Here is a 22,473-nt window from a genome sequence, read left to right on the forward strand (position 1 = left end):
CGGCCGACAGATTATTTCTCTTCGGCCAGCGAATACGGCAGCGGTTTGATCGCCAGCTGGCTGGCGGCATCCTCGCGCACCCGCAGCTTGCTGTCGGCGTCCAAATCGTTGTTCATCACCACCTGTACCCACAGCGTGCCGTCGGCCAGTTGGCTTGACGCCAGCACGGTGCCGGTGCGGCGCCAGTTTTCACCCAGCTGCAGCTCCAAATCTTCCGCCGCCTGCGGGGCGCGGGCGGCCTTACCTTCCAGCCAGTAGAGCGCACGCTTGTTGGCGCCGCGGAATTTGGCGCGCGCCACCATCTCCTGACCGGTATAGCAGCCTTTGCTGAAGCTGATGCCTTCCAGCGCCTGCAGGTTGGTGGCCTGCGGGATCAGCTGCGCGCTGTTGGCGGCGTCGATAACCGGATAACCGGCCTCGATCTCCAGCGCAAGCCACTGGCCGCTGTCATTCAGTTCCGCCTGGTCATGCAGTTTGCCGATCAGCTGTTCGGCCACGGCGGGGCGGGTCACCAGCAGAAAACGTTCCGCCGGCGCATTGAAGTGCAGAATCGTGGTCTCGCCGTCCTGCACCACCGGGTGCTCGGCGCTCGGCAGCGTGGCGAACAGATCCGCCAGCGCGGCGCGCGCCTGGAAACCGGCGACGCCCAGCAACACCGCGTCGTTATCGGCGGCGATGGTGACTTTGGAGAACACCGCGTATTTTTTGATTTCCGCCAGCTGGCTGTCCAGCACGCTGCGGCGTTCCAGATAGGCGAAGCCTTCGCCACGGTGGAACAGACGCAGGTTGCTCCACATTTTGCCCTTGGCGTCGCAGTGGGCGCACAGCACGTGTTGATCGGCCGCCAGCGCGTCGATGTCCGCCGTCACCTGACCCTGGAGATATTTCACCGTGTCCGGCCCGTTCAGCGTCACCAGCGCCCAATCTTCCAGCGAGATCAGCGTCAGGGGCAGATGGGTGGAAGCGGAGGGCTGACGGGGTGGGAATGGAATGTTATGCGCCATAGTAAGTTCCTGCTCAACGTTTAGCTTACCTGAAGGGTATTGAACCCATGGTAAAAGAGGCGGCGGGCTTTGCAAACTGTTATTCGCGCCGCGGCGCCGGGGTGCGCTTTTTTTGGCATTTTGCGCTTTATTACGCTTTCCGCAGCAAAGCGCCTTCCCGGCGTGTATGTCAAATTGTTACTCTATAGGCTTGCGGCCAGGGCACCCTTGCAGACAGATCCCCGGCTGATGGAATTATATTGCGACGGCGTTGCCATACAGTGTGTCATTTGAACCCTGCGCTGGCGCTGCCGCGCTGAAAAGAGGTGAGTCATAACAACATGGATATTAACAACAAAGCACGTATTCACTGGGCTTGCCGCCGTGGCATGCGCGAGCTGGACATCTCCATCATGCCGTTCTTCGAGTACGAATACGACAGCCTGAATGACGCGGACAAGGCGCTGTTTATCCGCCTGCTGGAGTGCGACGATCCCGATTTGTTCAACTGGCTGATGAATCATGGCGCGCCGCAGGACGGCGAGCTGCAGAGAATGGTGACCCTGATCCAAACGCGAAATAAAGACCGTGGCCCAGTGGCGATGTGATATCCGCATTTCCTGGCGCACCCAGCTGTTTTCACTGTTGACCCACGGCGTGTTGATCCTGCTGATCCTGATTTCGCCCTGGCCGGAAGGTTTTGGCCCGCTCTGGCTGGTGCTGCTGACGCTGGTGGTGTTTCAGTGCATTCGCAGCCAGAAGCGCATCGCCGCGGCGCAGGGCGAGCTGCGGCTGCTGGCGGACCGGCGCTTCAGCTGGCACGGCCGCGAGTGGCGGCTGGCGAAAAAACCGTGGATGCCGGGTTACGGCATGCTGCTGACGCTGCTGCCGATGGAGGGCAAAAAGCGCCGCCGGCTGTGGCTGGCTTCCGACTGCATGAGCAAAGAGGAGTGGCGCCACCTGCGGCAGCTGTTGCTGTATCCGCCGGCGGGTGACGGCGAGGATCCCTGATGAAACCCGTACTCTGGTTGGTGGAGGATGAACCCAGCATTGCCGATACGCTGGTTTACACGCTGGAGAGCGAAGGCTTCGAGGTGCGCTGGTTCGAACGCGCGGAACCGGCGTTGCAGGCGCTGGCGCAAGGCGCGCCCGCGCTCGCTATCCTCGATGTCGGTTTGCCGGACATCAACGGCTTTGAATTGTGTCGCCGCCTGCTGGCTCAGGCGGCCGACCTGTCGATTCTGTTTCTCACCGCCCGCAGTGATGAAGTGGATCGCCTGATCGGGCTGGAGATCGGCGCTGACGACTATGTCGCCAAGCCGTTCTCTCCTCGCGAGGTCAGCGCGCGGGTGCGCACCATTTTGCGTCGCCTGCACAAGCAGCAGCGCCTGCAGCAGAGCGCGCCCTACCATTTCGGCGCTTTCGCGCTCGACGAAGACGCGGCCACCATCTCCTACCATCAGCGGCCGCTGCCGCTGACCCGTTACGAATACCTGCTGCTGAAGACGCTGCTGTTGGCGCCCGGACGGGTGTTCTCGCGGCAGCAACTGATGGAAAGCGTTTGGGCGCAGGCGGAAGAAAGCCTGGATCGCACCGTCGATACCCACATCAAAACACTGCGCGCCAAGCTGCGTGCGGTTGAACCCGGTGAACCGCCGATCCACACCCACCGCGGATTGGGCTACAGCGTGAGCCGCCAGCCATGAAAATTGGCCTGCGCCTGCTGCTGGGGTACTTTCTGATCGTAGCGGTGGCCGGGTACTTCGTGCTGAGCATTTTCGTCCAGGAAGTGAAGCCCGGCGTGCGGCGCGCTACCGAAGGCACGCTGGTGGACACCGCCAACCTGCTGGCGCAGATCGCCCGTCAGGACATGCAGCGCGGCGATGCGGCGCATGGCCAACTGGCGCAGGCGTTTACGCAGCTGAATCAGCGGCCGATCGGCGCCAACATTTCCGGCATCCGCAAGGACCGCAGTGAATACCACGTCTATCTTACCGATGCCCAGGGCCGGGTCATCTTCGATTCCGCCGGCCGCGCGCAGGGGCAGGATTATTCGCGCTGGAATGACGTTTATCGAACGCTGCGCGGCCAGTACGGCGCCCGCAGCACCCGCAGCGACCCGCAGGATGAAAACAGTTCGGTGATGTATGTGGCCGCGCCGGTGATAGAACAAGGGCGCATTATCGGCGTGCTCACCGTGGGTAAACCCAACAGCACCATGGCGCCGGTGATCAAGCGCAGCGAACGGCGCATTCTGTGGGCCGGCGCGTTGCTGCTGGGGATCGCTCTGCTGATCGGGGCGGTGTTCGTCTGGTGGATCAACCGGTCGATAGGCCGGCTGGTGCGTTATGCCGATGGGGTGGCGCAGGGCGAAAATGCGCCATTGCCCAAAGTGGGCGGCCGGGAACTGACCCAGCTGGCGCAGGCGCTGGAGAGCATGCGCCTGAAGCTGGAAGGCAAAGCCTATATCGAACAATATGCGCATGCCCTGACGCATGAGCTGAAAAGCCCGCTGGCGGCGATCAGAGGCGCGGCGGAGCTGTTGCAGGAGTTGCCGCCGCCGGAAACCGCTCGGCGTTTTCTCACCAACATTGAGCAGCAAAGCGCGCGCATCCAACAACTGGTGGATAAACTGCTGGTGCAGGCGCGGCTGGAGAGTCGGCCAGAAATGGAGACGGCGCCCATCGCGATCGCGGCGTTGATCGACCAGACGGTGGTGGGCAAAGAGGCGCAGGCGACGCAGCGCGGCGTCAGGTTGCGGCTGGAGGCGCTGGCGGAGGTGACGCTGAACGGCGATGCGTTGCTGATCAGCCAGGCGCTGACCAACCTGCTGGACAACGCGATCGACTTTACCCCGCCGGGCGGTTGCGTCAGCGTGCGAGGCGAACGGCGGGAACAGCATTACTGCATCAGCGTTTGCGACGACGGCAGCGGCATTCCTGACTATGCGTTCGATAAGGTGTTCGAACGTTTTTATTCGTTGCCGCGCGCCGAACGGCCAAAAAGCAGCGGGCTGGGGCTGAACTTCGTGCAGGAGGTCGCCCGTCTGCATCATGGCGGCATTCACCTGCGCAACCGCCGGCCGCACGGGGTGGAAGCGACGTTCATGTTATCGCTGTGACTTCACCTTCCCTTCACATAACCACATTCTGATTTCACCTGCGGGTTTTATCGTGGCCTCATTACCTACGAGGAGCGAGCATGATGAAATCGGTACTTTTCTGGAAAATAACCACGCTGCTGGGATTGATGGTGGTGATGTTGATCCCCATCGCCCAACTGATGAGCGTGATCGACGAACGCAGCGGCTATCGGCAAAGCGTGGTCGGGCAGGTGAGCGAAAGCACCAGCGGGGCGCAGCGCGTGCTCGGCCCGTTGATTGTCATTCCTTATGTTGAACGAGAAGAAAAAAAAGACGAGAAAGGACAAACGGTGGTGCAGCGGGTGCAGCATCACCGCTATTTGCTGCCGGAGTCGCTTCAGGTGCAGGGGGCGCCGAATGTGGAAGTGCGCAAGTTGGGCATTTATCAGACGCAGGTTTACCAGGGGCCGCTGAATTTCAAGGTGCGTTTCGGCCAGCCGGAGCTGGCGGATTTGCAACGCGCCAACGTGACCGTCGGCCAGCCGTTCCTGCTGGTGGCACTGAGCGATTCTCGCGGCATCAAGAGCATTTCCCCGCTGGCAACGCCGCAGCCGGTGGCGTTTGAGCCGGGCACCGGCGTGGGATCGTTGCGCCAGGGGATCCACGCACCGCTGACGCTGGCGGCGCTGCAACAAAAAGCGGGGCTGAGCGCCGACTTCACCCTGACGCTGGCGGGCACCAGCAGCCTGTCGCTGGTGCCGCTGGGGCGCAGCAGCGAGCTGCAGCTGCAAAGCAACTGGCCGCACCCGAATTTCCTCGGCAACTTCCTGCCGGACGAACGCAAGGTGACGGAGCAAGGGTTTAGCGCTCGCTGGCGCAGCACCTGGTTCGCCAACAACATCAACAGTGCGTTCCATTACGATGATGGCATTATCGACGAGGACAAGCTGCCGGCCTTCAGCGCCAGCCTGGTTGAACCGGTCGATCACTATCAGTTGACCGAGCGCGCGGTCAAATACGCGCTGCTGTTTATCGGGCTGACATTTATGGCGTTTTTCCTGTTCGAAACCCTGACCGGGCTGCGGGTGCACCCGATTCAATACCTGCTGGTCGGCGCGGCGCTGGTGTTGTTCTACCTGATTCTGCTGGCCTTCTCCGAACACCTGGGATTCGCTCTCGCTTACCTGGCGGCCAGCATCGCCTGCAGCGGACTGATCGGCTTCTACCTGAGCGCCGTGCTGCGCGGCAAGCTGCGCGGTGCGCTGTTCGCCGCGAGCCTATTGCTGTTGTACGGCGTGCTCTATTTGCTGCTGCAGTCGGAGGACAATGCGTTGGTGCTGGGGGCGGGGCTGCTGTTCGCCATTCTGGCGGGCATTATGCTGTTGACGCGCAAGTTGGACTGGTATCAGGTGGCCGATCCGGCGCGTCTGGCAAAGGAAACGCCGGCCGGCGAAGACGAGCCACGCTTCCGTCTGTGGAAATAAGCGGGGGAAATCGGGCGCGTTGAGCGCCCGATAGCGGCTACAGCAGCGGCTCCATTTCCAGCAGGATCTGTTCGCACCATTGCTGCAGGCGCTCTTCGCTCAGATCGTATTGATTGACCTCATCGAGCGCCAGGCCGACGAAGTGTTTGCCGTCGGCGCTCAGCGGTTTGGGGCTGGTGAACTCGAAGCCCTCAGTTGGCCAGAAGCCGATGAACTGCACGCCCAGCGGCGCGATGTGATCGTGCAGCATGCCCAGCGCGTCAAGGAACCACTCACCGTACCCGAGCTGATCGCCCATGCCGTACATGGCGACGATTTTGCCTTTCAGATCCAGCGCCGGCAGCTGCGGCCAGATCGCTTCCCAGTCTTCCTGCAGTTCGCCGAAATCCCAGGTCGGGATGCCGAGGATCAGTATGGAATAGTCCTCCATCAGCTTGGGAGAGACGTCTTTCAGGTTGTGCAGGTCGACCAGGTCTTCACCCAGAATCTCACGGATTTTTTCTGCCGCCATCTCGGTGTAGCAGGTGCTGGAGCCGTAAAACAGACCAATCTTCATGTGTAAACCGTTACGTTGCCGTTTAGAGAATTGCAGCGAGTATACCTGATTTGCGTCGGCTTAAGGCATAATGGCGCGGGTGGAAATGCAACAAAGAGAGGACCGCGTGCAACAGCAAGACCATGCGCTGATTGAACAATTCCTGGATGCGCTGTGGCTTGAGCGCAATCTGGCGGAAAATACGCTGGCCTCCTACCGGCTGGATTTGCAGGCGCTGGGCACCTGGCTTGGCCAGCAAAACACCGCCTTGCTGCAGGCGCAGGCGTTGGATCTGCAGGCGTTTCTCGCCGAGCGGGTGGACGGCGGCTACAAGGCCACCAGCTCCGCGCGTTTGCTGAGCGCCATGCGCCGCCTGTTTCAGTACCTGTACCGCGAAAAGCTGCGCGCCGACGATCCCACCGCGCAGCTGGCGTCTCCCAAGCTGCCGCAGCGTTTGCCGAAGGATTTGAGCGAGGCGCAGGTCGATGCGCTGCTGCAGGCGCCCTGCGTCGATCAGCCGCTGGAACTGCGCGACAAGGCGATGCTCGAAGTGTTGTACGCCACCGGGCTGCGGGTTTCCGAACTGGTGGGGCTGAGCATCAGCGACGTCAGCCTGCGGCAGGGCGTGGTGCGGGTGATCGGCAAGGGCAACAAGGAGCGGCTGGTACCGCTGGGCGAAGAGGCGGTCTACTGGATCGAAAATTATCTGGAGCACGGCCGCCCGTGGCTGGTCAACGGCCAGACGCTGGATGTGCTGTTCCCCAGCACCCGCTGCCAGCAAATGACCCGACAGACGTTCTGGCATCGCATCAAACACTATGCCATCCTTGCGGGCATCGACAGCGAGCGTCTGTCGCCGCACGTGTTGCGGCACGCGTTCGCCACCCATTTGCTGAACCATGGGGCCGATCTCCGTGTCGTACAGATGTTGTTAGGGCACAGCGATCTCTCGACCACGCAAATTTATACTCATGTAGCGACCGAACGACTGAAACAGCTACATCAACAGCATCACCCGCGCGCCTGAGCGGCGGGTTCGAAAGGATTGGAACAATGAAAAAAGGTTTAATGCTGCTCTCTCTGCTGGTGGCTTCGGTGACCGGCGCCGCCCATGCCGATGACGCGGCGATCAAAAAAGCGCTCGCCAGCCTGGGCATCCAGCAGGCGGACGTGCAGCCTTCACCGGTCAACGGCCTGAAAACCGTGCTGACCGACAGCGGCGTGCTGTACGCCTCCGAAGACGGCAAGCACATTCTGCAGGGCCCGCTGTTCGACGTCAGCGGCAAAGAGCCGGTCAACGTGACCAACCAACTGCTGGGCAGCAAGATGGACGCGCTGAAAGATCAGATGATCGTCTACAAGGCGCCGAAAGAGAAACACGTGATCACCGTGTTCACCGACATCACCTGCGGTTACTGCCACAAGCTGCATCAGCAGATGAAAGAGTACAACGATCTGGGCATTACCGTGCGTTACCTGGCATTCCCGCGCCAGGGGTTGGCTTCCCAGGCTGAAAAAGACATGCAGTCTATCTGGTGCACCGCCGACAAGGCCAAGGCGTTCGACGCCGCCATGAAGGGCGATGCCGTTTCTCCGGCGACCTGCAAAACCGACATCAGCAAGCATTACGAGCTGGGCGTGCAGTTCGGCATTCAGGGCACGCCGGCGATCATCCTGGAAAACGGCATGATGATCCCGGGCTATCAGGGGCCGAAAGAGATGGCCGCTATGCTGGATGCGCACCAGGCCGCCACCAAAGCCGGTGGTTAATCGCCGGTGAGTATCAAAACGCAACTACGTCGCCGCCCGGCGGCGGACGACACGCATCTGCCCGCCAGTTTGCCGCCGCTGCTGCGCCGGCTTTACGCCCTGCGCGGCGTGCAGGCTGAGCAAGAGCTGGAACGCGGCGTCAAGGGCATGCTGCCATGGCAACAGCTGGACGGCATCGACGACGCCGTCAGCCTGCTGCAACAGGCGCTGGCCGACGGCCGCCGCATCATGGTGGTGGGCGATTTCGACGCCGACGGCGCCACCAGCACCGCACTGACGGTGCTGGCACTGCGCAGCATGGGCGGCGCCAGCGTCGACTACCTGGTGCCGAACCGCTTCGAAGACGGCTACGGCCTGAGCCCAGAAGTGGTGGAGCAGGCGGCGGCGCGCGGCGCGGAGCTGATCGTCACCGTCGATAACGGCATCTCCTCCCACGCCGGCGTCGACGTGGCGCACGGCAAGGGCATGCAGGTGTTGGTGACCGATCACCACCTGCCGGGTGAGACCCTGCCGGCGGCCGAAGCGATCGTCAATCCTAATTTGCGCGGCTGCGGTTTCCCGTCCAAATCGCTGGCCGGGGTGGGCGTCGCGTTCTACCTGATGCTGGCGCTGCGCGCCCGGCTGCGGGACAGCGGCTGGTTCGAACAGCGCGCGCTGGCGATGCCCAATCTGGCGGAACTGTTGGATCTGGTGGCGCTCGGCACCGTGGCCGACGTGGTGCCGCTGGACGCCAACAACCGCATTCTGGTGTATCAGGGGTTAAACCGCATCCGTGCCGGCAAATGCCGTCCGGGCATCCGCGCGCTGCTTGAGGTGGCCAACCGCGATGCCCGCCAGCTGGCGGCCAACGATCTCGGTTTCGCTCTCGGCCCGCGTCTTAACGCCGCCGGCAGGCTGGACGACATGTCGATCGGCGTGGCGCTGCTGCTGAGCGATGACATCGCGCAGGCGCGTATGCTGGCCAACGATCTCGACGCGCTGAACCAGACGCGACGCGAGATAGAGCAGGGCATGCAGGTGGAAGCCCTGCAGCTGTGCGACCAGTTGGAGCGCACCAGTACCGAGCTGCCTTACGGGCTGGCGATGTATCACCCGGAATGGCACCAGGGCGTGGTGGGTATCCTCGCCTCACGTATCAAAGAGCGTTTCCACCGCCCGGTGATCGCGTTCGCGCCTGCGGGCGACGGCATCCTGAAAGGTTCCGGCCGTTCGGTGCCTGGCCTGCACATGCGCGACGCGCTGGAGCGGCTGGATATGCTGAACCCCGGGCTGATGATGAAGTTCGGCGGCCACGCGATGGCGGCCGGGCTGTCGCTGGAAGAGGCTAGGTTCGACGAGTTCCGCCAGCGCTTCGGCGAGCTGGTGGGGGAATGGCTCGATCCGGCGATGCTGGAAGGGGTGATCTGGTCTGACGGCGAGCTGGCGATGCAGGAGCTGTCGCTGACGACGGCGGAGCTGCTGCGCGAGGGCGGCCCGTGGGGCCAGGCGTTCCCGGAACCGACCTTCGACGGCAAATTCCGCATCCTGCAGCAGCGGCTGGTGGGCGAGAAACACCTGAAGCTGATGGTGGAGCCGCTCGGCGGCGGCCCGCTGCTCGACGGCATCGCATTCAACGTGGACACCACGCTGTGGCCGGACAGCAGCGTGCGCGAGGTCGAACTGGCCTACAAGCTCGACGTCAACGAGTTCCGCGGCAACCGCAACGTGCAGCTGCTGATCCAGCATCTTTGGCCGCGCTGAGGCGAAATTGAACACAATTCGGGGATTGGGCTCTCCAATCCCCCGCATCCTTCCCGATCGCCACAAAAACTGACCAACTCGCTATAAACTGCCGCCCGGATCCGTTAGAATTAGCGGTTCCAATGGCATTCCGCCATCGACGACATCAACGTAAAAGAACGAAACCATGTTTGAAATTAACCCGGTAAAAAACCGAATTCAGGACCTGTCCGAGCGGACTGCGGTTCTTAGGGGGTATCTTTGACTATGATGCCAAGAAGGAACGCCTAGAAGAAGTCAACGCCGAGCTGGAGCAGCCGGACGTTTGGAACGAGCCGGAGCGCGCACAGGCGCTCGGCAAAGAGCGCGCCGCGCTGGAAGCCATCGTTGAAACCATCGATCAGCTGGAGCAGGGCGGCGAAGACGTCGGCGGGCTGCTGGAACTGGCGGTGGAAGCCGACGATGAAGAGACCTTCAACGAAGCGGTCGCCGAGCTGGATCAGCTGATGAGCAAGCTGGATCAGTTGGAATTCCGCCGCATGTTCTCCGGCGAATACGACAGCGCCGACTGCTACCTGGATATCCAGGCCGGCTCCGGCGGCACCGAAGCGCAGGACTGGGCCAGCATGCTGCTGCGCATGTACCTGCGCTGGGCCGAAGCCAAGGGCTTCAAGACCGAAGTGATCGAAGAGTCCGACGGCGACGTCGCGGGCCTGAAATCTGCCACCATCAAGATCATCGGCGACTACGCGTTCGGCTGGTTGCGCACTGAAACCGGCGTTCACCGCCTGGTGCGCAAGAGCCCGTTCGACTCCGGCGGCCGTCGCCACACCTCGTTCAGCTCGGTGTTCATCTACCCGGAAGTCGACGACGATATCGATATCGAAATCAACCCGGCGGATCTGCGTATCGACGTGTACCGCGCCTCCGGTGCGGGCGGTCAGCACGTTAACAAAACCGAATCCGCCGTACGTATTACTCACCTGCCAACCAACATCGTGGTGCAGTGCCAGAACGATCGTTCTCAGCATAAGAACAAGGATCAAGCGTTTAAACAGCTGCGAGCCAAGCTGTACGAGTTTGAGATGCAAAAGAAAAATGCTGATAAGCAGACGATGGAAGACAACAAGTCCGACATCGGCTGGGGCAGCCAAATCCGTTCTTACGTGCTGGATGACTCCCGCATCAAGGATTTGCGCACCAACGTCGAAACGCGTAACACGCAGGCCGTACTGGATGGCGACCTGGATAAATTCATTGAGGCAAGTTTGAAAGCCGGGTTATGAGGAATAGAAATGTCTGAACAACAAGTACAGGGCGCCGATCAGGCGCTGGATCTCAATAACGAACTGCAGTCCCGCCGCGAGAAACTGGCCGGCCTGCGCGAGAACGGCATTGCGTTCCCGAATGACTTCCGTCGCGACTCCACCTCCGACAAACTGCACGCCGCGTACGGCGATAAAGACAACGAAGAGCTGGAAGCGCTGGGCGTAGAAGTGACCGTCGCCGGCCGCATGATGACCCGCCGCATTATGGGCAAGGCATCCTTCGTCACGCTGCAGGACGTGGGCGGCCGCATTCAGCTGTACGTCGCGCGCGACGATCTGGCTGAAGGCGTGTACAACGACCAGTTCAAGAAGTGGGACCTGGGCGATATTCTCGGCGCACGCGGCAAGCTGTTCAAAACCAAGACCGGCGAACTGTCGATCCACTGCACCGAGCTGCGTCTGCTGACCAAAGCGCTGCGCCCGCTGCCGGACAAATTCCACGGCCTGGCGGATCAGGAAACCCGTTACCGCCAGCGTTACCTGGACCTGATCGCCAACGAAGAATCGCGCAACACCTTCAAGGTGCGTTCGCAGGTGATGTCGGCTATCCGTAACTTCATGGTGGAACGCGGCTTCATGGAAGTCGAAACCCCGATGATGCAGGTGATCCCGGGCGGCGCGTCCGCGCGTCCGTTCATCACCCACCACAATGCGCTGGATATCGACATGTACCTGCGCATCGCGCCGGAACTGTATCTGAAGCGTCTGGTGGTTGGTGGCTTTGAGCGCGTATTCGAAATCAACCGCAACTTCCGCAACGAAGGCGTTTCTCCGCGTCACAACCCAGAGTTCACCATGATGGAACTCTACATGGCTTACGCGGATTACAAAGACCTGATCGAGCTGACCGAGACGCTGTTCCGCACCCTGACCGAGAAAGTGCTGGGCACCTCTCAGGTGCAGTACGGCGACGAAGTGTTCGACTTCGGCAAGCCGTTCGAAAAGCTGACCATGACCGAGGCGATCAAGAAATACCGCCCGGAAACCGATCTGGCTGACCTGGCCGACATGGGTAAAGCGGTGGCCATCGCCGAATCCATCGGCATCAAGGTTGAGAAAAGCTGGGGCCTGGGCCGCGTCGTGACCGAGATCTTCGAAGAAGTGGCGGAAAGCCATCTGATTCAGCCGACCTTCATCACCGAGTACCCGGCTGAAGTGTCGCCGCTGGCGCGCCGCAACGACGTTAACCCGGAAATCACCGACCGCTTCGAGTTCTTCATCGGTGGCCGTGAAATCGGCAACGGTTTCTCCGAGCTGAACGACGCCGAAGACCAGGCACAGCGCTTTGCCGATCAGGTGAACGCCAAAGACGCCGGCGACGACGAAGCGATGTTCTACGACGAAGACTACGTCACCGCACTGGAGCACGGCCTGCCGCCGACCGCCGGTCTGGGCATCGGTATCGACCGCATGGTGATGCTGTTCACCAACAGCCACACCATCCGCGACGTGATTCTGTTCCCGGCGATGCGCCCACAGAAATAATTCCGTTTAGCGTGAAACCACCGGTGCAGGCAACTGCGCCGGTTTTTTTCGCCCACCGGACTTAACCGCTTAAAACATCGACAGTTACGCGCCATCTCCGCTTGCCCGCCGCCGATAACCGGTTATAATGCCTGTCGCACACCGATGCGGGTGTAGTTCAATGGTAGAACGGCAGCTTCCCAAGCTGCATACGAGGGTTCGATTCCCTTCACCCGCTCCAGCACTCCCTCTTGAAAACATCCTGATTCTTCGAAACGTTATCCCGAACCAATCCTTTGCTCATAAAGCGCTGTTTCTGTTTGTCCGCCATTCCAACCGCATCATCAGCACTGTGGTGAAGAAAGCGGGGCAAAAAAATGCCGCCCCTGGGGACGGCATGTCGCTCTTTAGCGCACCAGATGCAAGAAATGCAGGTGTTTCTCGTACTGGTCAAGAATATCGTTGATCAACTGCTCCTGATTCCAGCCCATGACATCGTAGTTCTGGCCGCCTTCTTTCAGGTAGATCTCCGCGCGATAATACTTGTGCTGCTCGGCTTGCTGTTCATCGTTATCCAGCCCGGCGAGGGCGAACGTCGGCGAACTGTAGCCGCGCAGTCTGACTTCATAGATAAAGTTAAGCTCATCGCCCAAATCGACCTCGAAACGAATGCGGTCTTCCGCGGTGGCGTTGATGCTGCTGAGCGTGTTTTGTTTACTCAGCTCTTCCTGCACCAGCGTCATGGCCGGTTGGATGACCTCGTCCATAAAGCGCTTAACCAGCGAGCGTTTTGGCAGATAGGCGATATTGCGCAGCCTGCGCTGCCAGGGAATGGGGTTGCGGGCGGCGGTGGGGGCGATGGTGGCCATATTTTGGCTGTCGCGCTTGGTCAGGTCGCGGCGCAGGGCCTTAAGCAAGCCGTAAATGGAGACCAGCAAGATGGCCGAGAACGGCAATGCGCTGGCGATGGTGACGGTTTGCAGCGCGCTGAGCCCCCCGGCGATCAGCAAGGCGATGGCGACGATGCCCATCAGCGACGCCCAGAAAATGCGTTGCCAAACCGGCGTGTTGCTGGAGCCGCCCGAAGCCAGCGTATCCACGACCATGGCGCCGGAATCGGCGGAGGTGACGAAAAAGACGATAACCATCGCCATGGCGATAAACGAAAGCACGCTGGAGAACGGGAAATGCTCCAGGAAGTTAAACAACGCCAGCGCCACGTCTTGTTGTACCGTAGCGGCGAGGTCTGTCGCGCCCTTTTCCATGATGAGGTAAATGGCGCTGTTGCCGAACACCGTCATCCACATGAGGGTGAAGCCGGCCGGGACGAACAGCACGCCCGTGACAAATTCGCGGATGGTTCGGCCGCGGGAAACTCGTGCGATGAACATACCGACGAAAGGCGACCAGGAGAGCCACCACCCCCAATAGAGCAGCGTCCATCCGCCTAACCAGTTGCTGGATTTCGGCTCATAGGCATACAGGTTGAACGTCTTGCTGACCAACTCGGACAGATAGCCGCCGGTATTTTCCACAAAGGATTTCAACAGCAGAACGGTTGGCCCCAACAGCAAGACCAAGGCCAGGAGCAACAGCGCCAGGCCAAGGTTCAGCTCCGACAGAAAGCGTATGCCTTTCTCCAGCCCTGAAACCACGGAAATGGTGGCCAGCCCGGTAATCACCACGATCAATATCACCTGAACGGTTTCGTTGATCGGCACGCCAAACAGGTGGTTAAGCCCGGCGTTGACCTGCAACACGCCATAACCCAGCGAGGTCGCGACCCCGAATACGGTGCCGATGACCGCGAAGATATCGACGGCGTGGCCGATAGGGCCATAAATGCGGTCGCCGATGATCGGATAAAGCGCAGAGCGCAGGGTCAACGGCAGGCCATGCCGATAGCTGAAGAAGGCCAGAATCAACGCCACGATGGCGTAGATCGCCCAGGCGTGCAGCCCCCAGTGGAAAAAGGTCAGGCGCATGGCCTGTTTGGCCGCCTCGACGCTCTCGGGCGTGCCGACCGGCGGCGAAAGATAGTGCATAACCGGTTCTGCCACGCCGAAGAACATCAGGCCGATGCCCATCCCCGCTGAAAACAGCATGGCAAACCATGAGTGGTAGCGAAAATCGGGTTGCGCATGATCGGGGCCGAGTTTGATGTCGCCGTAGCGGGAAAGCCCCAGAAACGTCACGCTGAGCAAAATCAGCGCCACGGCCAAAATATAAAACCAGCTGGCGTTGGTGAAGATTTGTTGCTGCAGAAGTTTGAAGTTCTTGTCAGCGACGTCGGGGAAAAAGGCGGCGAACGCGACCAGAAGAAAAATGAGGACTGCAGAGGTGAAGAATACCGCTTTGTTGATATGGCTTTGCGGATTTTTTAGGGGGGTGTCTTTCTCACTCATAAATTAATTTATTCCATTTGTTTGATTATCGCCCTGAATGGAGGAGAGGTGTAACCTGTTATATCGTAGCAAAATAGTCAGGCTGTCGGTGTCGGTCAATAGGGCGGAATTACCGCTGCCTGAGTGCGGTAATTCCGAGTTATTCCGTGTTGCCGTTAGTTAAATAAAAATGCCAATAACCCCGTCACCTTATTTTTATTTTCCCATCCTTCCAATTTCATGCAGGCATTAACGTGTTCTGTTCTGCGCATTGCATTGCTGTCCGAGGGAAAGGCGCCGCCACCGGCGTTGGGGATCTCCGTGCCGTTGATAGTCATGGAGGAGAAGGCCGGTGAGCTGGCGTGCAAAGACAGGCTGACGGGATAGCGCTGTTCAGCTGCTTGCCGGCAGCTGGCTCTGGCTGCTTCCAGGGGCGTCGGGGTTGCCGTTTGCGCTTCCCATTTCTCCGGCGTGGCGCAGGAAGACATCATCAACGCGGCGGCGATAACTGCATATTTTCGCAAAGTAAAAATCCATTTCTAAAATAAAACCCCCTGGATTCTACCCCCGGCGTTGCGCGATGGGCAGCGTTGGTGAAGGCGTCTGTTGTTTGACCGATATGGCCTGCGAAAGATGTGGCACTGTGCGGCCCGCTCAATAAGCTGAGCGGGCCGATGTGGCGAGTTAACTGAGGATATCTTCGGCGATCACCTTAAACAGCGTGTCTATTTCGCCCTGGGTGTTGTAGTGCATCATGCCGATGCGCAGCACGCCGCCGTCCTGTAACCCCAACTGCTGGATCAGGCCCAGCGCATAGAAATGCCCGCTGCCGGCGCAGATGTTGTGCTGCCCGAGATGACGGGCGATTGCGTCAGGCGTCTGGCCGCTGAAGGTCAGGGCGAAGGTTGGCGTGCGGCGCGCGCTGTCCGCCTGTGAATGGCCGTAGAGCCGCACGCCGTCGAGTTGCTGCAGCCGTTGCAAAAAGTGGCGGCACAGCGCCTCTTCATGCTGGTGGTAGGCGGCGAAACTCTCCTGCAAGCGCAGCCTTAACGGCGCGCCGGGCGTGCCCCACTGCGCCAGATAGTCGATCGCCGCCGCGACGCCGGCCAGCGCCTCGAAGCTTTGCGTGCCGGTCTCGAAACGGCCGGGGCCGACGTCGGTGGCCGGCTCGACTTTATATGGCCGCAGGCGTTGCAGCCACTGCGGCGCAAGGTAGGCCATGCCGACGTGCGGGCCAAAGAACTTGTAGGCGGAGCATACCAGGAAATCACAGCCCAGCGCCTGCACGTCGATCAGGTTGTGCGGCGCATAGTGCACGGCGTCGATATACACCTGCGCGCCGACCCGATGCGCGGCTTCGATGATGGTTTTGATATCGACGATGCTGCCGGTGACGTTGGAGGCGTAGCTGACCGCCACCAGGCGAGTGTTGGCGTTGATGCGTTCACACACCTTTGCGGCGTCGAGAGAACAGTCTGCGCTCTCCAGCGGTATCTGATGCACCACGGCTCCTTTGTCGGCGGCAGCCTGCTGCCAGCTGGAGACGTTGGCGTAGTGATCGAGCGCGGTGACGATGACCTCATCGCCGGCCTGCCAGTCGCGGCTGATGATGCGGCTGAGATGGAAAGTCAGCGTGGTCATGTTCATGCCGAAGACAATGTTGTCGGGCGACGGCGCATTTAACAAGGCGCGCACCGATTCTCGCGCCTGGCCCATCACCTCGCCGGTGACCCGGCTGGAGAAGTAGTGGCCGCCCAGGTTGGCGTTGTATTTCCCCAGGTAGTCCGTCATTTTTTCCAGCACGCCCCGTGAAACCTGCGCTCCACCGGGGCCGTCGAAAAAGATCGCCGGTTTGCCGTCGATTTGCTGAGACAGGGCGCTGAACTGGCGTCGGGCGAGCTCGGGCGTAAAGGTCATGCTTTCTCTCCCCGCGCGGTGAGGACGAAGAGATCCAAATGGCCTTCCTCAGTTGGGTTCACGGCGTTGATCGGCGTGGCGTTGTGCCACAGTTTGCTGTCCGCCAGCAGCACGGCCTCACCGTCCGCCAGCGCTTTTTTAAAGAAGGGATCGTGGTGGCTGTCGTCGTACAGCATGATTTCACCGCCAACGATGTTGTGCCGGTGAATGGCGATCATCGCGATATGGTCGAAACCGTCCTGGTGAATGCCTTCCGGCGCCACCTGGGTGTCTTTCTCGATGGCGACCACGCGCATCTGATGGATCTCAATCTCGGCGCCTTCCGGCAGCTCGTTGCTTTCTGCAAACAGGTTGCACATCTCCGCCATGCCGGCGCTCTGCAGTACGGCGCTGTCGATAGGCTCGAAGCGGCGCACCACGTTGCCCTGGAAGTGGTTGATCTGATCGGACTGCATGAAGGTGCGTGGCCCCACTTCGGCGACGTTGGGGTTGAGGTATTTAACGACCGAATAACGGCGCAGGCGATATTTGCCGTCGGCGTGTTGCGTGTGGGGCAAGGAGGAAAACGAAGGCATCAGTTGTTGGGTGGCTTGCGGGCTTAGTACAGTCATACTTATTACGTTTTCGTGTTTCTGTAACATAATCACCTCTAATAATAATAATTTCTGATGTTGTAGGGGGTAATTCGATTGAATTGTAGACGACTCTATAACCAACGCAATTTGGCGGTGGCGAGGTGTGACGGCGGTCGTAAAGTGGGGTGAACGCGGAGAGATAAAGTAGCGAAAAGTCGGCGGGCTCTACGATGAAACGGCGCGGCAGCTTGCCCGCACCGACAGGTATGAAGCGATGAGCGCGCGGCCCTTATGTTTAGAACGTCTCGAAATACAGCTCGCGCAGCAGCCAGGATATTTCGTTATTGGTGCGGTTCAGGACGTCTATTCTGTGAACCCCTATCGCTTCTGCGCGCAGGTCGAGCAGCAAGTTGCGAATCTGCCGGAATAACGGGGTTTGCGGGTTGGGTCTGGCCAACTGTTGACCACACAGTTTGATACCGGCGTCGCAGCCGGTGGCGATGTCCGTCAGGCAGCATGGACAGGTGGTTTTTTGGCGCGCCATATTGCGGCATTGTTGCCCGATTACCTGATTGAAGTGGCGTAATTGCAGGCAGACTTCCCGCGAGTTCAACGGGTTGGAATGGGTTGTCATCGGTTTCAGCTCCCTTGTCTGCGCCTATATTGGCACTTACCGATGAAGATAACCACGGACAAGCAGAGGGGGTATCGCCTTGTTTTATCTGCAAACAACCAAAGCGATGAGGCCCGCGGCGGCGGGCCGGTAACGTCAGGCGCGTTTAAACAGATTCGCCGCCTGGAACAGCGCAAAGGAGCTGACCAGCATCTCGATGCCGACGATCGCCGTCACCAGCGTGACCGACGCCGCCGGGCCTGAGCCGATCAGCATCCAGGCGATGATCAAATCGAGCACGCCGATAACGAACTGCAGCCAGTTGCCCGGCAGCCCGCGGCGCATGTAGCCCGCCGCCAGGCGCGCGATACCGCCGAGCGCGAACAGCACGGCGAGGTACACCGCCAGCGCCAGAATGCCCGCCAGCGGGCTGGCGATGAACACATAGCCGATAATCAGGTAGGCCACACCCAGCAAAATGCCGCCGATCATCGGCCAGGTATTCTGCGCCCGGTTGGCGATCATGGCGATAATCAGCCCGGCGCCGCTCAACAGCAGCAGGATGCCGACTACGATGCTCAGCGCCGCGCCGGAGGCGAAAGGATTGACCAGGCACAGTATGCCGCCCGCCAGCAGCAGGAAGGCGATGATCAGCAGGGTAGTGCGTTGCTTTTTGAGCAGTTCTTCGCTCAGGAGGGGCAGATTATTGCGGTCGAGGTTCAACATGATAGTTCTCCATTTTGCGTATTACGATCCTGAAATCTATGACTGTCGATTACTAGCATAGTCGCCATTGGGGATATAAGAGAAAATGCCGCGGCAGTAATGGGTCGAAAAATCGCCTGCTATCCATTGAATTCATCAACAATGAAATCAATTAATACTCTGACAGCGGGAGGCAGGCCTTGTCGGGTGGGGTAAATGGCGACAATTTTATGCGCCTCCACAGACCAATCGTCGAAAACGGTTTTCAGGCTTCCTGCCATCAACTCTTGCTCCGCCAGCGCCAGCGGCAAAAAACCAACGCCGACGCCGCCCACCAAGGCATCTTTTATCAGGCGAATATCGTCGCACACCAGGCATGGATCGCTGTTGATTTTGATCTCGCGCTTGGCTTGACGAAATGTCCAGGTAGCCTGGATGTGTGAAGACAGCCAGCCAAGCGTGGGCACTTTCGATAAATCCGCAGGTTTGCTTAAAGCATATTTGTCGAATGCTGATGCGCTCACCATAAATGCAGAAGGTATGGTGCAAATGGTCCGCATAACCAGATTGCTGTTTTTGGGCACGTCGGTGACAATTTTTAATGAGATATCATACCCTTCGGCAATGATATCAACATCTCTGTTGAATATCTTTACATGCAGACTGACCTCGGGGTACTGCAACATGAACTTGGTTAAAATAGCTGGCAAGCCAAGATCAATAAGCATGTTTGAACATGTTATCCTTATTTTTCCCGTGGGTTTTTCGATTTTATTAATAATGAAATTATCCGCCTCTTCAGCGGCGGTGAGCATTTTTATACAGTAGCGATAATATTCCTTTCCGATATCGGTAATCATTATTTTTCGGGTTGAACGTTGAATTAACCTGACGTTAAGCCTCTTTTCAAGATTGGATATCTTTCTGGACAGCATGGATTTTGATATGCCGAATTTCTTGCTGGCGGCAAGAAAACCACCACATTCAACCACTTTGGCAAACATAAACATTTCATTGAAATCTATCATACAAATCTGATCTTCCCATTGGTGAAATACTCATTCCCAATTTTCTTACTGTTTATCCTGTCGATTCATTGCTAGTTTGAAAAGTGAAGATTTCATTGCATGGTAAATATTTGAAATGCTTCAAACCATCAGAATTTGATGATATGGCGCCGGGCGCGTTGAAATATCTCTGGTCGTTACGACGAGTTAGCCGCCGACCGGCGCTTAAAAAATCGCCACAAGGTTTCAGGATGAATAAGTGAGGATATATGAGCTCTCCAGCCAACTTTAATAATCAACGCCCGGTGATTAACCCTGCCGATGCGGCAATGCTGCTTATCGACCATCAAAGCGGTTTGTTTCAAACGATCGGTGATATGCCGATGCCTGATCTGCGCCGCTATGCGACAGCGCTCGCCAAAATCGCCACTCTGGTGAAAATGCCTGTCATTACTACCGCTTCCGTGCCGCAGGGGCCAAATGGGCCATTGATTCCGGAAATCCACGAAAGTGCGCCCCATGCGCAGTATGTCGCTCGCACCGGACAGATAAACGCCTGGGATAACCCGGATTTCGTTGCGGCGGTGAAAGCCACGGGCAAAAAACAGTTGATCATCGCAGGTACGATCACCAGCGTTTGTATGGCTTTCCCGGCGATCAGCGCAATTGACGCCGGTTATCAGGTGTTTGCCGTGGTTGATGCCTCCGGCACCTATTCCAAGATGGCTCAGGAAATCACCTTGGCTCGCGTGGTGCAAGCCGGGGCGGTGCCGATGGATACCGCCGCCGTCGCGTCGGAAATTCAGCAAACCTGGAATCGCGCGGATGCGGCTGAATGGGCAGACGTTTACACCTTAATCTTCCCGAACTATCGCTTGCTGATTGAAAGCTACAACAAAGCGCAGGATGTGATTAAGAAAAACGAGATCCTGGACTCGCAGCGTTGAAACGTCCTTTGCCTGCTCGTTTTTCGCTTGGCGCCTGAGGGCGCCATTTTCGTGCTGTTTATCTCCCCCCTTTATCCCCCTTTTTTGACTGACCCGGCGCAAATGTTACACTGTGCGGCTGACGCGTATCAGAACCGAAACGACGACTGGGGACAGGATTTGAGCACAGGAAGCAAACTGGCAGGGTGGCGCCGCGTGGCGGTGTGTTTGGCATTGGGGCTGCTGTTGGCCGGGTGTTCGGGCAAAAACACCTATAACCGCGACTATGACAAACTGCCGAAGGGCAGTTATTCCGGCAAAACCTATACCGTCAAACGGGGCGATACGCTGTATTACATCGCCTGGATCACCGACAGTGAAGTCAGCGAGCTGGCCAGAATCAACAAAATTCGTCCGCCTTATAGCCTCGAGGTGGGGCAGAAACTGCGGCTGAGCGGCAGCGCGCCGGCCAAAACCGCCGCTACGCGCCGTAAAAAGTCGTCTTCCGCCGCAATCGTCAAACAAACGCCGCCGCCGGGCGCTTCCCGCTGCTGGCGCTGGCCGACCAGCGGTCGGATCGTGCAGGCATACTCCAATTCCGACGGCGGCAATAAGGGCATCGATATCGCCGGCAAGCGCGGCCAGCCGATCTACGCTTCCGCCAAGGGCAAAGTGGTGTACGTCGGCAATCAGCTGCGCGGCTACGGCAATCTGATCATGATTAAGCACGGTGAGGACTTCATTACCGCCTATGCGCACAACGACACCACGCTGGTGCGCAACGGTCAGGATGTGAAAGCGGGGCAGAAGATCGGCACCATGGGCAGCACCGGCACCGATTCGGTATTCCTGCACTTCCAGATCCGCTACCGCGCCACTGCGCTCGATCCGCAGCGTTATCTGCCGCCGCAGGGATCGTCGCCGTCCTGTTGACGTCAGTCAGGCTCCGTGAGGAGCCTGACTTTTGTTACTTCAGCGGCAGGTAAAGATCGGTCACCAGTTCATATTCCGCCACCTCGTGCACAAAGTTGTGGTAGTGGAAATAGAGCGGAAAATCGCGCGGTTCCTCGCCGCTGTTCGGCAACCACTCGCTGTAGAGATAACGAGCGCTTTCAGACAGCCCATCCAGCGAGCCGTGATGGCGCAGCACCGCGCAGCGTCCGGCCGGCAGCGTGCTGTTCACCACGCCGAAGGCGTTGTCTTCGGGGATCGGCGCAGTGACCTCGCCGCAAATGAAGAAGCGGAAGTCCTGCGCTTCGGTGGTGGCCGGATCGTGCGGTGCGATGCCGTAAGTGCGGCTGCTTCTGACCGGCGACAGGCCGCTGGTTTTGCGCCACTCGATAAAGCGTGCGGCGGTTTCGTTGACCAGCGCGGACGGGCCGCGATGTTCGATCATCGCCACCGGCGTGGCCGGGAAGTCGACAATGTCTACCTTCATGGGTTGTTTCCTTGTGTGTTTCGGCTCGGGAAAGCGCTGCTGCCAATCGATCCAGGCCGGCCGTTTGCGAAACTGGCTTGGCGTTTGGCTGAACGCCTGTTTGAAGGCGCGGCTGAAGGACTCCGGGTTTTGAAAACCGGCGTCCAGCGCGATGTCAATCACCGGCTCCAGCGGGTTATACGCCAGGCGGTACGAGGCGCGTTTGAGCCTCATCCACTGGATATAACGCCACACCGAGATGCCGCAATACGCGCTAAACTGGCGTTGAAAGTGAAAGCGCGAAAAGTGGGCCACTTCGCTCAGTTTTTCGACGGTGAGCGCCTCGTCCAGGTGGCGGTCGATATAGTCAAAGACCTGCGCAAAGCGCTTTGCATACGTCTGGGTCATGTGATTGTCTCCTCCATGCCTGAACTTTGCCCGAGCCGCCGCCGCTTCTCCTGACGGATGATGCTGAGTTGCCGCCGCAGGAAAACGGGATGGCTGCGGCGTTCGCCGCCGGCCAGGCCAAACTCATAACCCCCGCGCGGCCGTGCGCCGCGATCC

At 59.2% G+C, this 22,473-nt stretch carries 22 protein-coding genes and 1 tRNA gene; 13 read left to right on the top strand and 10 right to left on the bottom strand.

The window, feature by feature from the left end:
* Nucleotides 1–11 precede the first annotated feature (11 nt).
* Complete coding sequence (ygfZ, locus tag ACJ8IN_RS04855) at nt 12–1,004, bottom strand: tRNA-modifying protein YgfZ (protein ID WP_308326013.1); 993 nt, start codon at nt 1,002–1,004, stop codon at nt 12–14.
* Between the two features lie 320 nt (nt 1,005–1,324).
* Here ygfZ and sdhE point away from each other — a divergent pair, with 320 nt between their 5' ends.
* The 5 genes from sdhE to creD all read left to right on the top strand — a co-directional run bounded on the left by sdhE (nt 1,325) and on the right by creD (nt 5,549).
* The gene (sdhE, locus tag ACJ8IN_RS04860; protein ID WP_004931679.1) at nt 1,325–1,591 is read left to right on the top strand and encodes an FAD assembly factor SdhE; all 267 of its coding nucleotides are present in this window, start codon (nt 1,325–1,327) and stop codon (nt 1,589–1,591) included.
* Nucleotides 1,572–1,994, top strand: a complete 423-nt coding sequence (locus ACJ8IN_RS04865) for a protein YgfX (protein WP_033649453.1) — start codon at nt 1,572–1,574, stop codon at nt 1,992–1,994. Before sdhE ends, ACJ8IN_RS04865 begins: the two co-directional genes overlap by 20 nt.
* Nucleotides 1,994–2,689 (top strand): two-component system response regulator CreB, encoded by a 696-nt coding sequence (gene creB / locus ACJ8IN_RS04870; protein WP_308326012.1) that lies wholly within the window; start codon nt 1,994–1,996, stop codon nt 2,687–2,689. Before ACJ8IN_RS04865 ends, creB begins: the two co-directional genes overlap by 1 nt.
* Nucleotides 2,686–4,104, top strand: coding sequence for a two-component system sensor histidine kinase CreC (gene creC / locus ACJ8IN_RS04875; protein ID WP_308326011.1), 1,419 nt, complete (start codon nt 2,686–2,688; stop codon nt 4,102–4,104). Before creB ends, creC begins: the two co-directional genes overlap by 4 nt.
* A gap of 80 nt (nt 4,105–4,184) precedes the next feature.
* Nucleotides 4,185–5,549, top strand: a complete 1,365-nt coding sequence (gene creD, locus ACJ8IN_RS04880; RefSeq protein WP_041036554.1) for a cell envelope integrity protein CreD — start codon at nt 4,185–4,187, stop codon at nt 5,547–5,549.
* Between the two features lie 37 nt (nt 5,550–5,586).
* Here creD and fldB read toward each other — a convergent pair whose 3' ends face one another.
* Nucleotides 5,587–6,105: a flavodoxin FldB gene (gene fldB / locus ACJ8IN_RS04885; protein WP_033635825.1), complete on the bottom strand. Its 519-nt coding sequence runs from the start codon at nt 6,103–6,105 to the stop codon at nt 5,587–5,589.
* A 106-nt stretch (nt 6,106–6,211) separates the two neighbouring features.
* Here fldB and xerD point away from each other — a divergent pair, with 106 nt between their 5' ends.
* The 6 genes from xerD (at nt 6,212) to ACJ8IN_RS04915 (ending at nt 12,606) form a co-directional block, all read left to right on the top strand.
* Complete coding sequence (gene xerD / locus ACJ8IN_RS04890) at nt 6,212–7,111, top strand: site-specific tyrosine recombinase XerD (RefSeq protein ID WP_033638574.1); 900 nt, start codon at nt 6,212–6,214, stop codon at nt 7,109–7,111.
* Between the two features lie 26 nt (nt 7,112–7,137).
* Nucleotides 7,138–7,854: a bifunctional protein-disulfide isomerase/oxidoreductase DsbC gene (dsbC, locus tag ACJ8IN_RS04895; protein ID WP_033654072.1), complete on the top strand. Its 717-nt coding sequence runs from the start codon at nt 7,138–7,140 to the stop codon at nt 7,852–7,854.
* A gap of 6 nt (nt 7,855–7,860) precedes the next feature.
* A complete protein-coding gene (recJ, locus tag ACJ8IN_RS04900; RefSeq protein ID WP_442519485.1) occupies nt 7,861–9,594 on the top strand; it encodes a single-stranded-DNA-specific exonuclease RecJ in 1,734 nt (577 codons plus the stop codon).
* Between the two features lie 166 nt (nt 9,595–9,760).
* Nucleotides 9,761–10,859, top strand: a protein-coding gene (gene prfB, locus ACJ8IN_RS04905) for a peptide chain release factor 2 (protein WP_096242572.1) whose coding sequence is annotated in 2 segments (ribosomal slippage) — nt 9,761–9,835 and nt 9,837–10,859 — 1,098 coding nt in all. Because the reading frame shifts where the segments join, the coding sequence is not laid out codon by codon here.
* Nucleotides 10,860–10,868: 9 nt separating this feature from the next.
* Nucleotides 10,869–12,386 carry a lysine--tRNA ligase gene (gene lysS / locus ACJ8IN_RS04910; RefSeq protein ID WP_033649459.1) on the top strand — a complete coding sequence of 506 codons (1,518 nt, stop codon included), beginning with the start codon at nt 10,869–10,871 and terminating at the stop codon, nt 12,384–12,386.
* A gap of 146 nt (nt 12,387–12,532) precedes the next feature.
* Nucleotides 12,533–12,606: transfer RNA gene (locus tag ACJ8IN_RS04915), tRNA-Gly, on the top strand.
* A 166-nt stretch (nt 12,607–12,772) separates the two neighbouring features.
* Here ACJ8IN_RS04915 and ACJ8IN_RS04920 read toward each other — a convergent pair.
* From ACJ8IN_RS04920 to ACJ8IN_RS04950, 7 genes are all read right to left on the bottom strand, one after another.
* Nucleotides 12,773–14,770 (bottom strand): BCCT family transporter, encoded by a 1,998-nt coding sequence (locus ACJ8IN_RS04920; RefSeq protein WP_033635821.1) that lies wholly within the window; start codon nt 14,768–14,770, stop codon nt 12,773–12,775.
* A gap of 155 nt (nt 14,771–14,925) precedes the next feature.
* Nucleotides 14,926–15,240, bottom strand: a complete 315-nt coding sequence (locus tag ACJ8IN_RS04925) for a hypothetical protein (RefSeq protein WP_033638573.1) — start codon at nt 15,238–15,240, stop codon at nt 14,926–14,928.
* 193 nt (nt 15,241–15,433) lie between these two features.
* A complete protein-coding gene (locus tag ACJ8IN_RS04930; RefSeq protein WP_308326009.1) occupies nt 15,434–16,666 on the bottom strand; it encodes a cysteine desulfurase-like protein in 1,233 nt (410 codons plus the stop codon).
* Complete coding sequence (locus ACJ8IN_RS04935; protein ID WP_223182037.1) at nt 16,663–17,277, bottom strand: 2OG-Fe dioxygenase family protein; 615 nt, start codon at nt 17,275–17,277, stop codon at nt 16,663–16,665. The genes ACJ8IN_RS04930 and ACJ8IN_RS04935 overlap by 4 nt, the downstream gene beginning before the upstream one ends.
* Before the next feature lie 259 nt (nt 17,278–17,536).
* The gene (locus ACJ8IN_RS04940; RefSeq protein WP_033654075.1) at nt 17,537–17,875 is read right to left on the bottom strand and encodes a hypothetical protein; all 339 of its coding nucleotides are present in this window, start codon (nt 17,873–17,875) and stop codon (nt 17,537–17,539) included.
* 135 nt (nt 17,876–18,010) lie between these two features.
* A complete protein-coding gene (locus ACJ8IN_RS04945) occupies nt 18,011–18,580 on the bottom strand; it encodes an HdeD family acid-resistance protein (RefSeq protein ID WP_033654076.1) in 570 nt (189 codons plus the stop codon).
* Nucleotides 18,581–18,699: 119 nt separating this feature from the next.
* Complete coding sequence (locus ACJ8IN_RS04950; protein WP_060424035.1) at nt 18,700–19,563, bottom strand: LysR substrate-binding domain-containing protein; 864 nt, start codon at nt 19,561–19,563, stop codon at nt 18,700–18,702.
* Nucleotides 19,564–19,835: 272 nt separating this feature from the next.
* Between ACJ8IN_RS04950 and ACJ8IN_RS04955 the strand changes: the two genes are divergently transcribed.
* Together ACJ8IN_RS04955 and actS are read left to right on the top strand one after the other, a co-directional pair.
* The gene (locus tag ACJ8IN_RS04955; RefSeq protein WP_308326008.1) at nt 19,836–20,513 is read left to right on the top strand and encodes a hydrolase; all 678 of its coding nucleotides are present in this window, start codon (nt 19,836–19,838) and stop codon (nt 20,511–20,513) included.
* Between the two features lie 159 nt (nt 20,514–20,672).
* Complete coding sequence (gene actS / locus ACJ8IN_RS04960) at nt 20,673–21,425, top strand: amidase activator ActS (RefSeq protein ID WP_033635813.1); 753 nt, start codon at nt 20,673–20,675, stop codon at nt 21,423–21,425.
* Between the two features lie 34 nt (nt 21,426–21,459).
* Here the strand turns inward: actS and ACJ8IN_RS04965 are convergent, their stop codons facing one another.
* Nucleotides 21,460–22,317: an AraC family transcriptional regulator gene (locus ACJ8IN_RS04965; RefSeq protein ID WP_033635812.1), complete on the bottom strand. Its 858-nt coding sequence runs from the start codon at nt 22,315–22,317 to the stop codon at nt 21,460–21,462.
* Nucleotides 22,318–22,473: the final 156 nt, after the last annotated feature.

The organism is Serratia sp. CY31944 (genome assembly GCF_052169175.1).
Classification (GTDB): Bacteria; Pseudomonadota; Gammaproteobacteria; order Enterobacterales; family Enterobacteriaceae; genus Serratia; species Serratia sarumanii.

What these genes read in the sequence shown, in the direction of transcription:
- creC (WP_308326011.1), top strand. Translation starts at nt 2,686, where the DNA reads ATGAAAATTGGCCTGCGCCTGCTGCTGGGGTACTTTCTGATCGTAGCG.
- creB (WP_308326012.1), top strand. Translation starts at nt 1,994, where the DNA reads ATGAAACCCGTACTCTGGTTGGTGGAGGATGAACCCAGCATTGCCGAT.
- ACJ8IN_RS04935 (WP_223182037.1), bottom strand. Translation starts at nt 17,277, where the DNA reads ATGACTGTACTAAGCCCGCAAGCCACCCAACAACTGATGCCTTCGTTT.
- creD (WP_041036554.1), top strand. Translation starts at nt 4,185, where the DNA reads ATGATGAAATCGGTACTTTTCTGGAAAATAACCACGCTGCTGGGATTG.
- ACJ8IN_RS04940 (WP_033654075.1), bottom strand. Translation starts at nt 17,875, where the DNA reads ATGACAACCCATTCCAACCCGTTGAACTCGCGGGAAGTCTGCCTGCAA.
- ACJ8IN_RS04950 (WP_060424035.1), bottom strand. Translation starts at nt 19,563, where the DNA reads ATGTTTGCCAAAGTGGTTGAATGTGGTGGTTTTCTTGCCGCCAGCAAG.
- ACJ8IN_RS04925 (WP_033638573.1), bottom strand. Translation starts at nt 15,240, where the DNA reads ATGATGTCTTCCTGCGCCACGCCGGAGAAATGGGAAGCGCAAACGGCA.
- ACJ8IN_RS04965 (WP_033635812.1), bottom strand. Translation starts at nt 22,317, where the DNA reads ATGACCCAGACGTATGCAAAGCGCTTTGCGCAGGTCTTTGACTATATC.
- fldB (WP_033635825.1), bottom strand. Translation starts at nt 6,105, where the DNA reads ATGAAGATTGGTCTGTTTTACGGCTCCAGCACCTGCTACACCGAGATG.
- ACJ8IN_RS04920 (WP_033635821.1), bottom strand. Translation starts at nt 14,770, where the DNA reads ATGAGTGAGAAAGACACCCCCCTAAAAAATCCGCAAAGCCATATCAAC.
- ACJ8IN_RS04955 (WP_308326008.1), top strand. Translation starts at nt 19,836, where the DNA reads ATGAGCTCTCCAGCCAACTTTAATAATCAACGCCCGGTGATTAACCCT.
- sdhE (WP_004931679.1), top strand. Translation starts at nt 1,325, where the DNA reads ATGGATATTAACAACAAAGCACGTATTCACTGGGCTTGCCGCCGTGGC.
- dsbC (WP_033654072.1), top strand. Translation starts at nt 7,138, where the DNA reads ATGAAAAAAGGTTTAATGCTGCTCTCTCTGCTGGTGGCTTCGGTGACC.
- lysS (WP_033649459.1), top strand. Translation starts at nt 10,869, where the DNA reads ATGTCTGAACAACAAGTACAGGGCGCCGATCAGGCGCTGGATCTCAAT.
- ygfZ (WP_308326013.1), bottom strand. Translation starts at nt 1,004, where the DNA reads ATGGCGCATAACATTCCATTCCCACCCCGTCAGCCCTCCGCTTCCACC.
- ACJ8IN_RS04945 (WP_033654076.1), bottom strand. Translation starts at nt 18,580, where the DNA reads ATGTTGAACCTCGACCGCAATAATCTGCCCCTCCTGAGCGAAGAACTG.
- ACJ8IN_RS04930 (WP_308326009.1), bottom strand. Translation starts at nt 16,666, where the DNA reads ATGACCTTTACGCCCGAGCTCGCCCGACGCCAGTTCAGCGCCCTGTCT.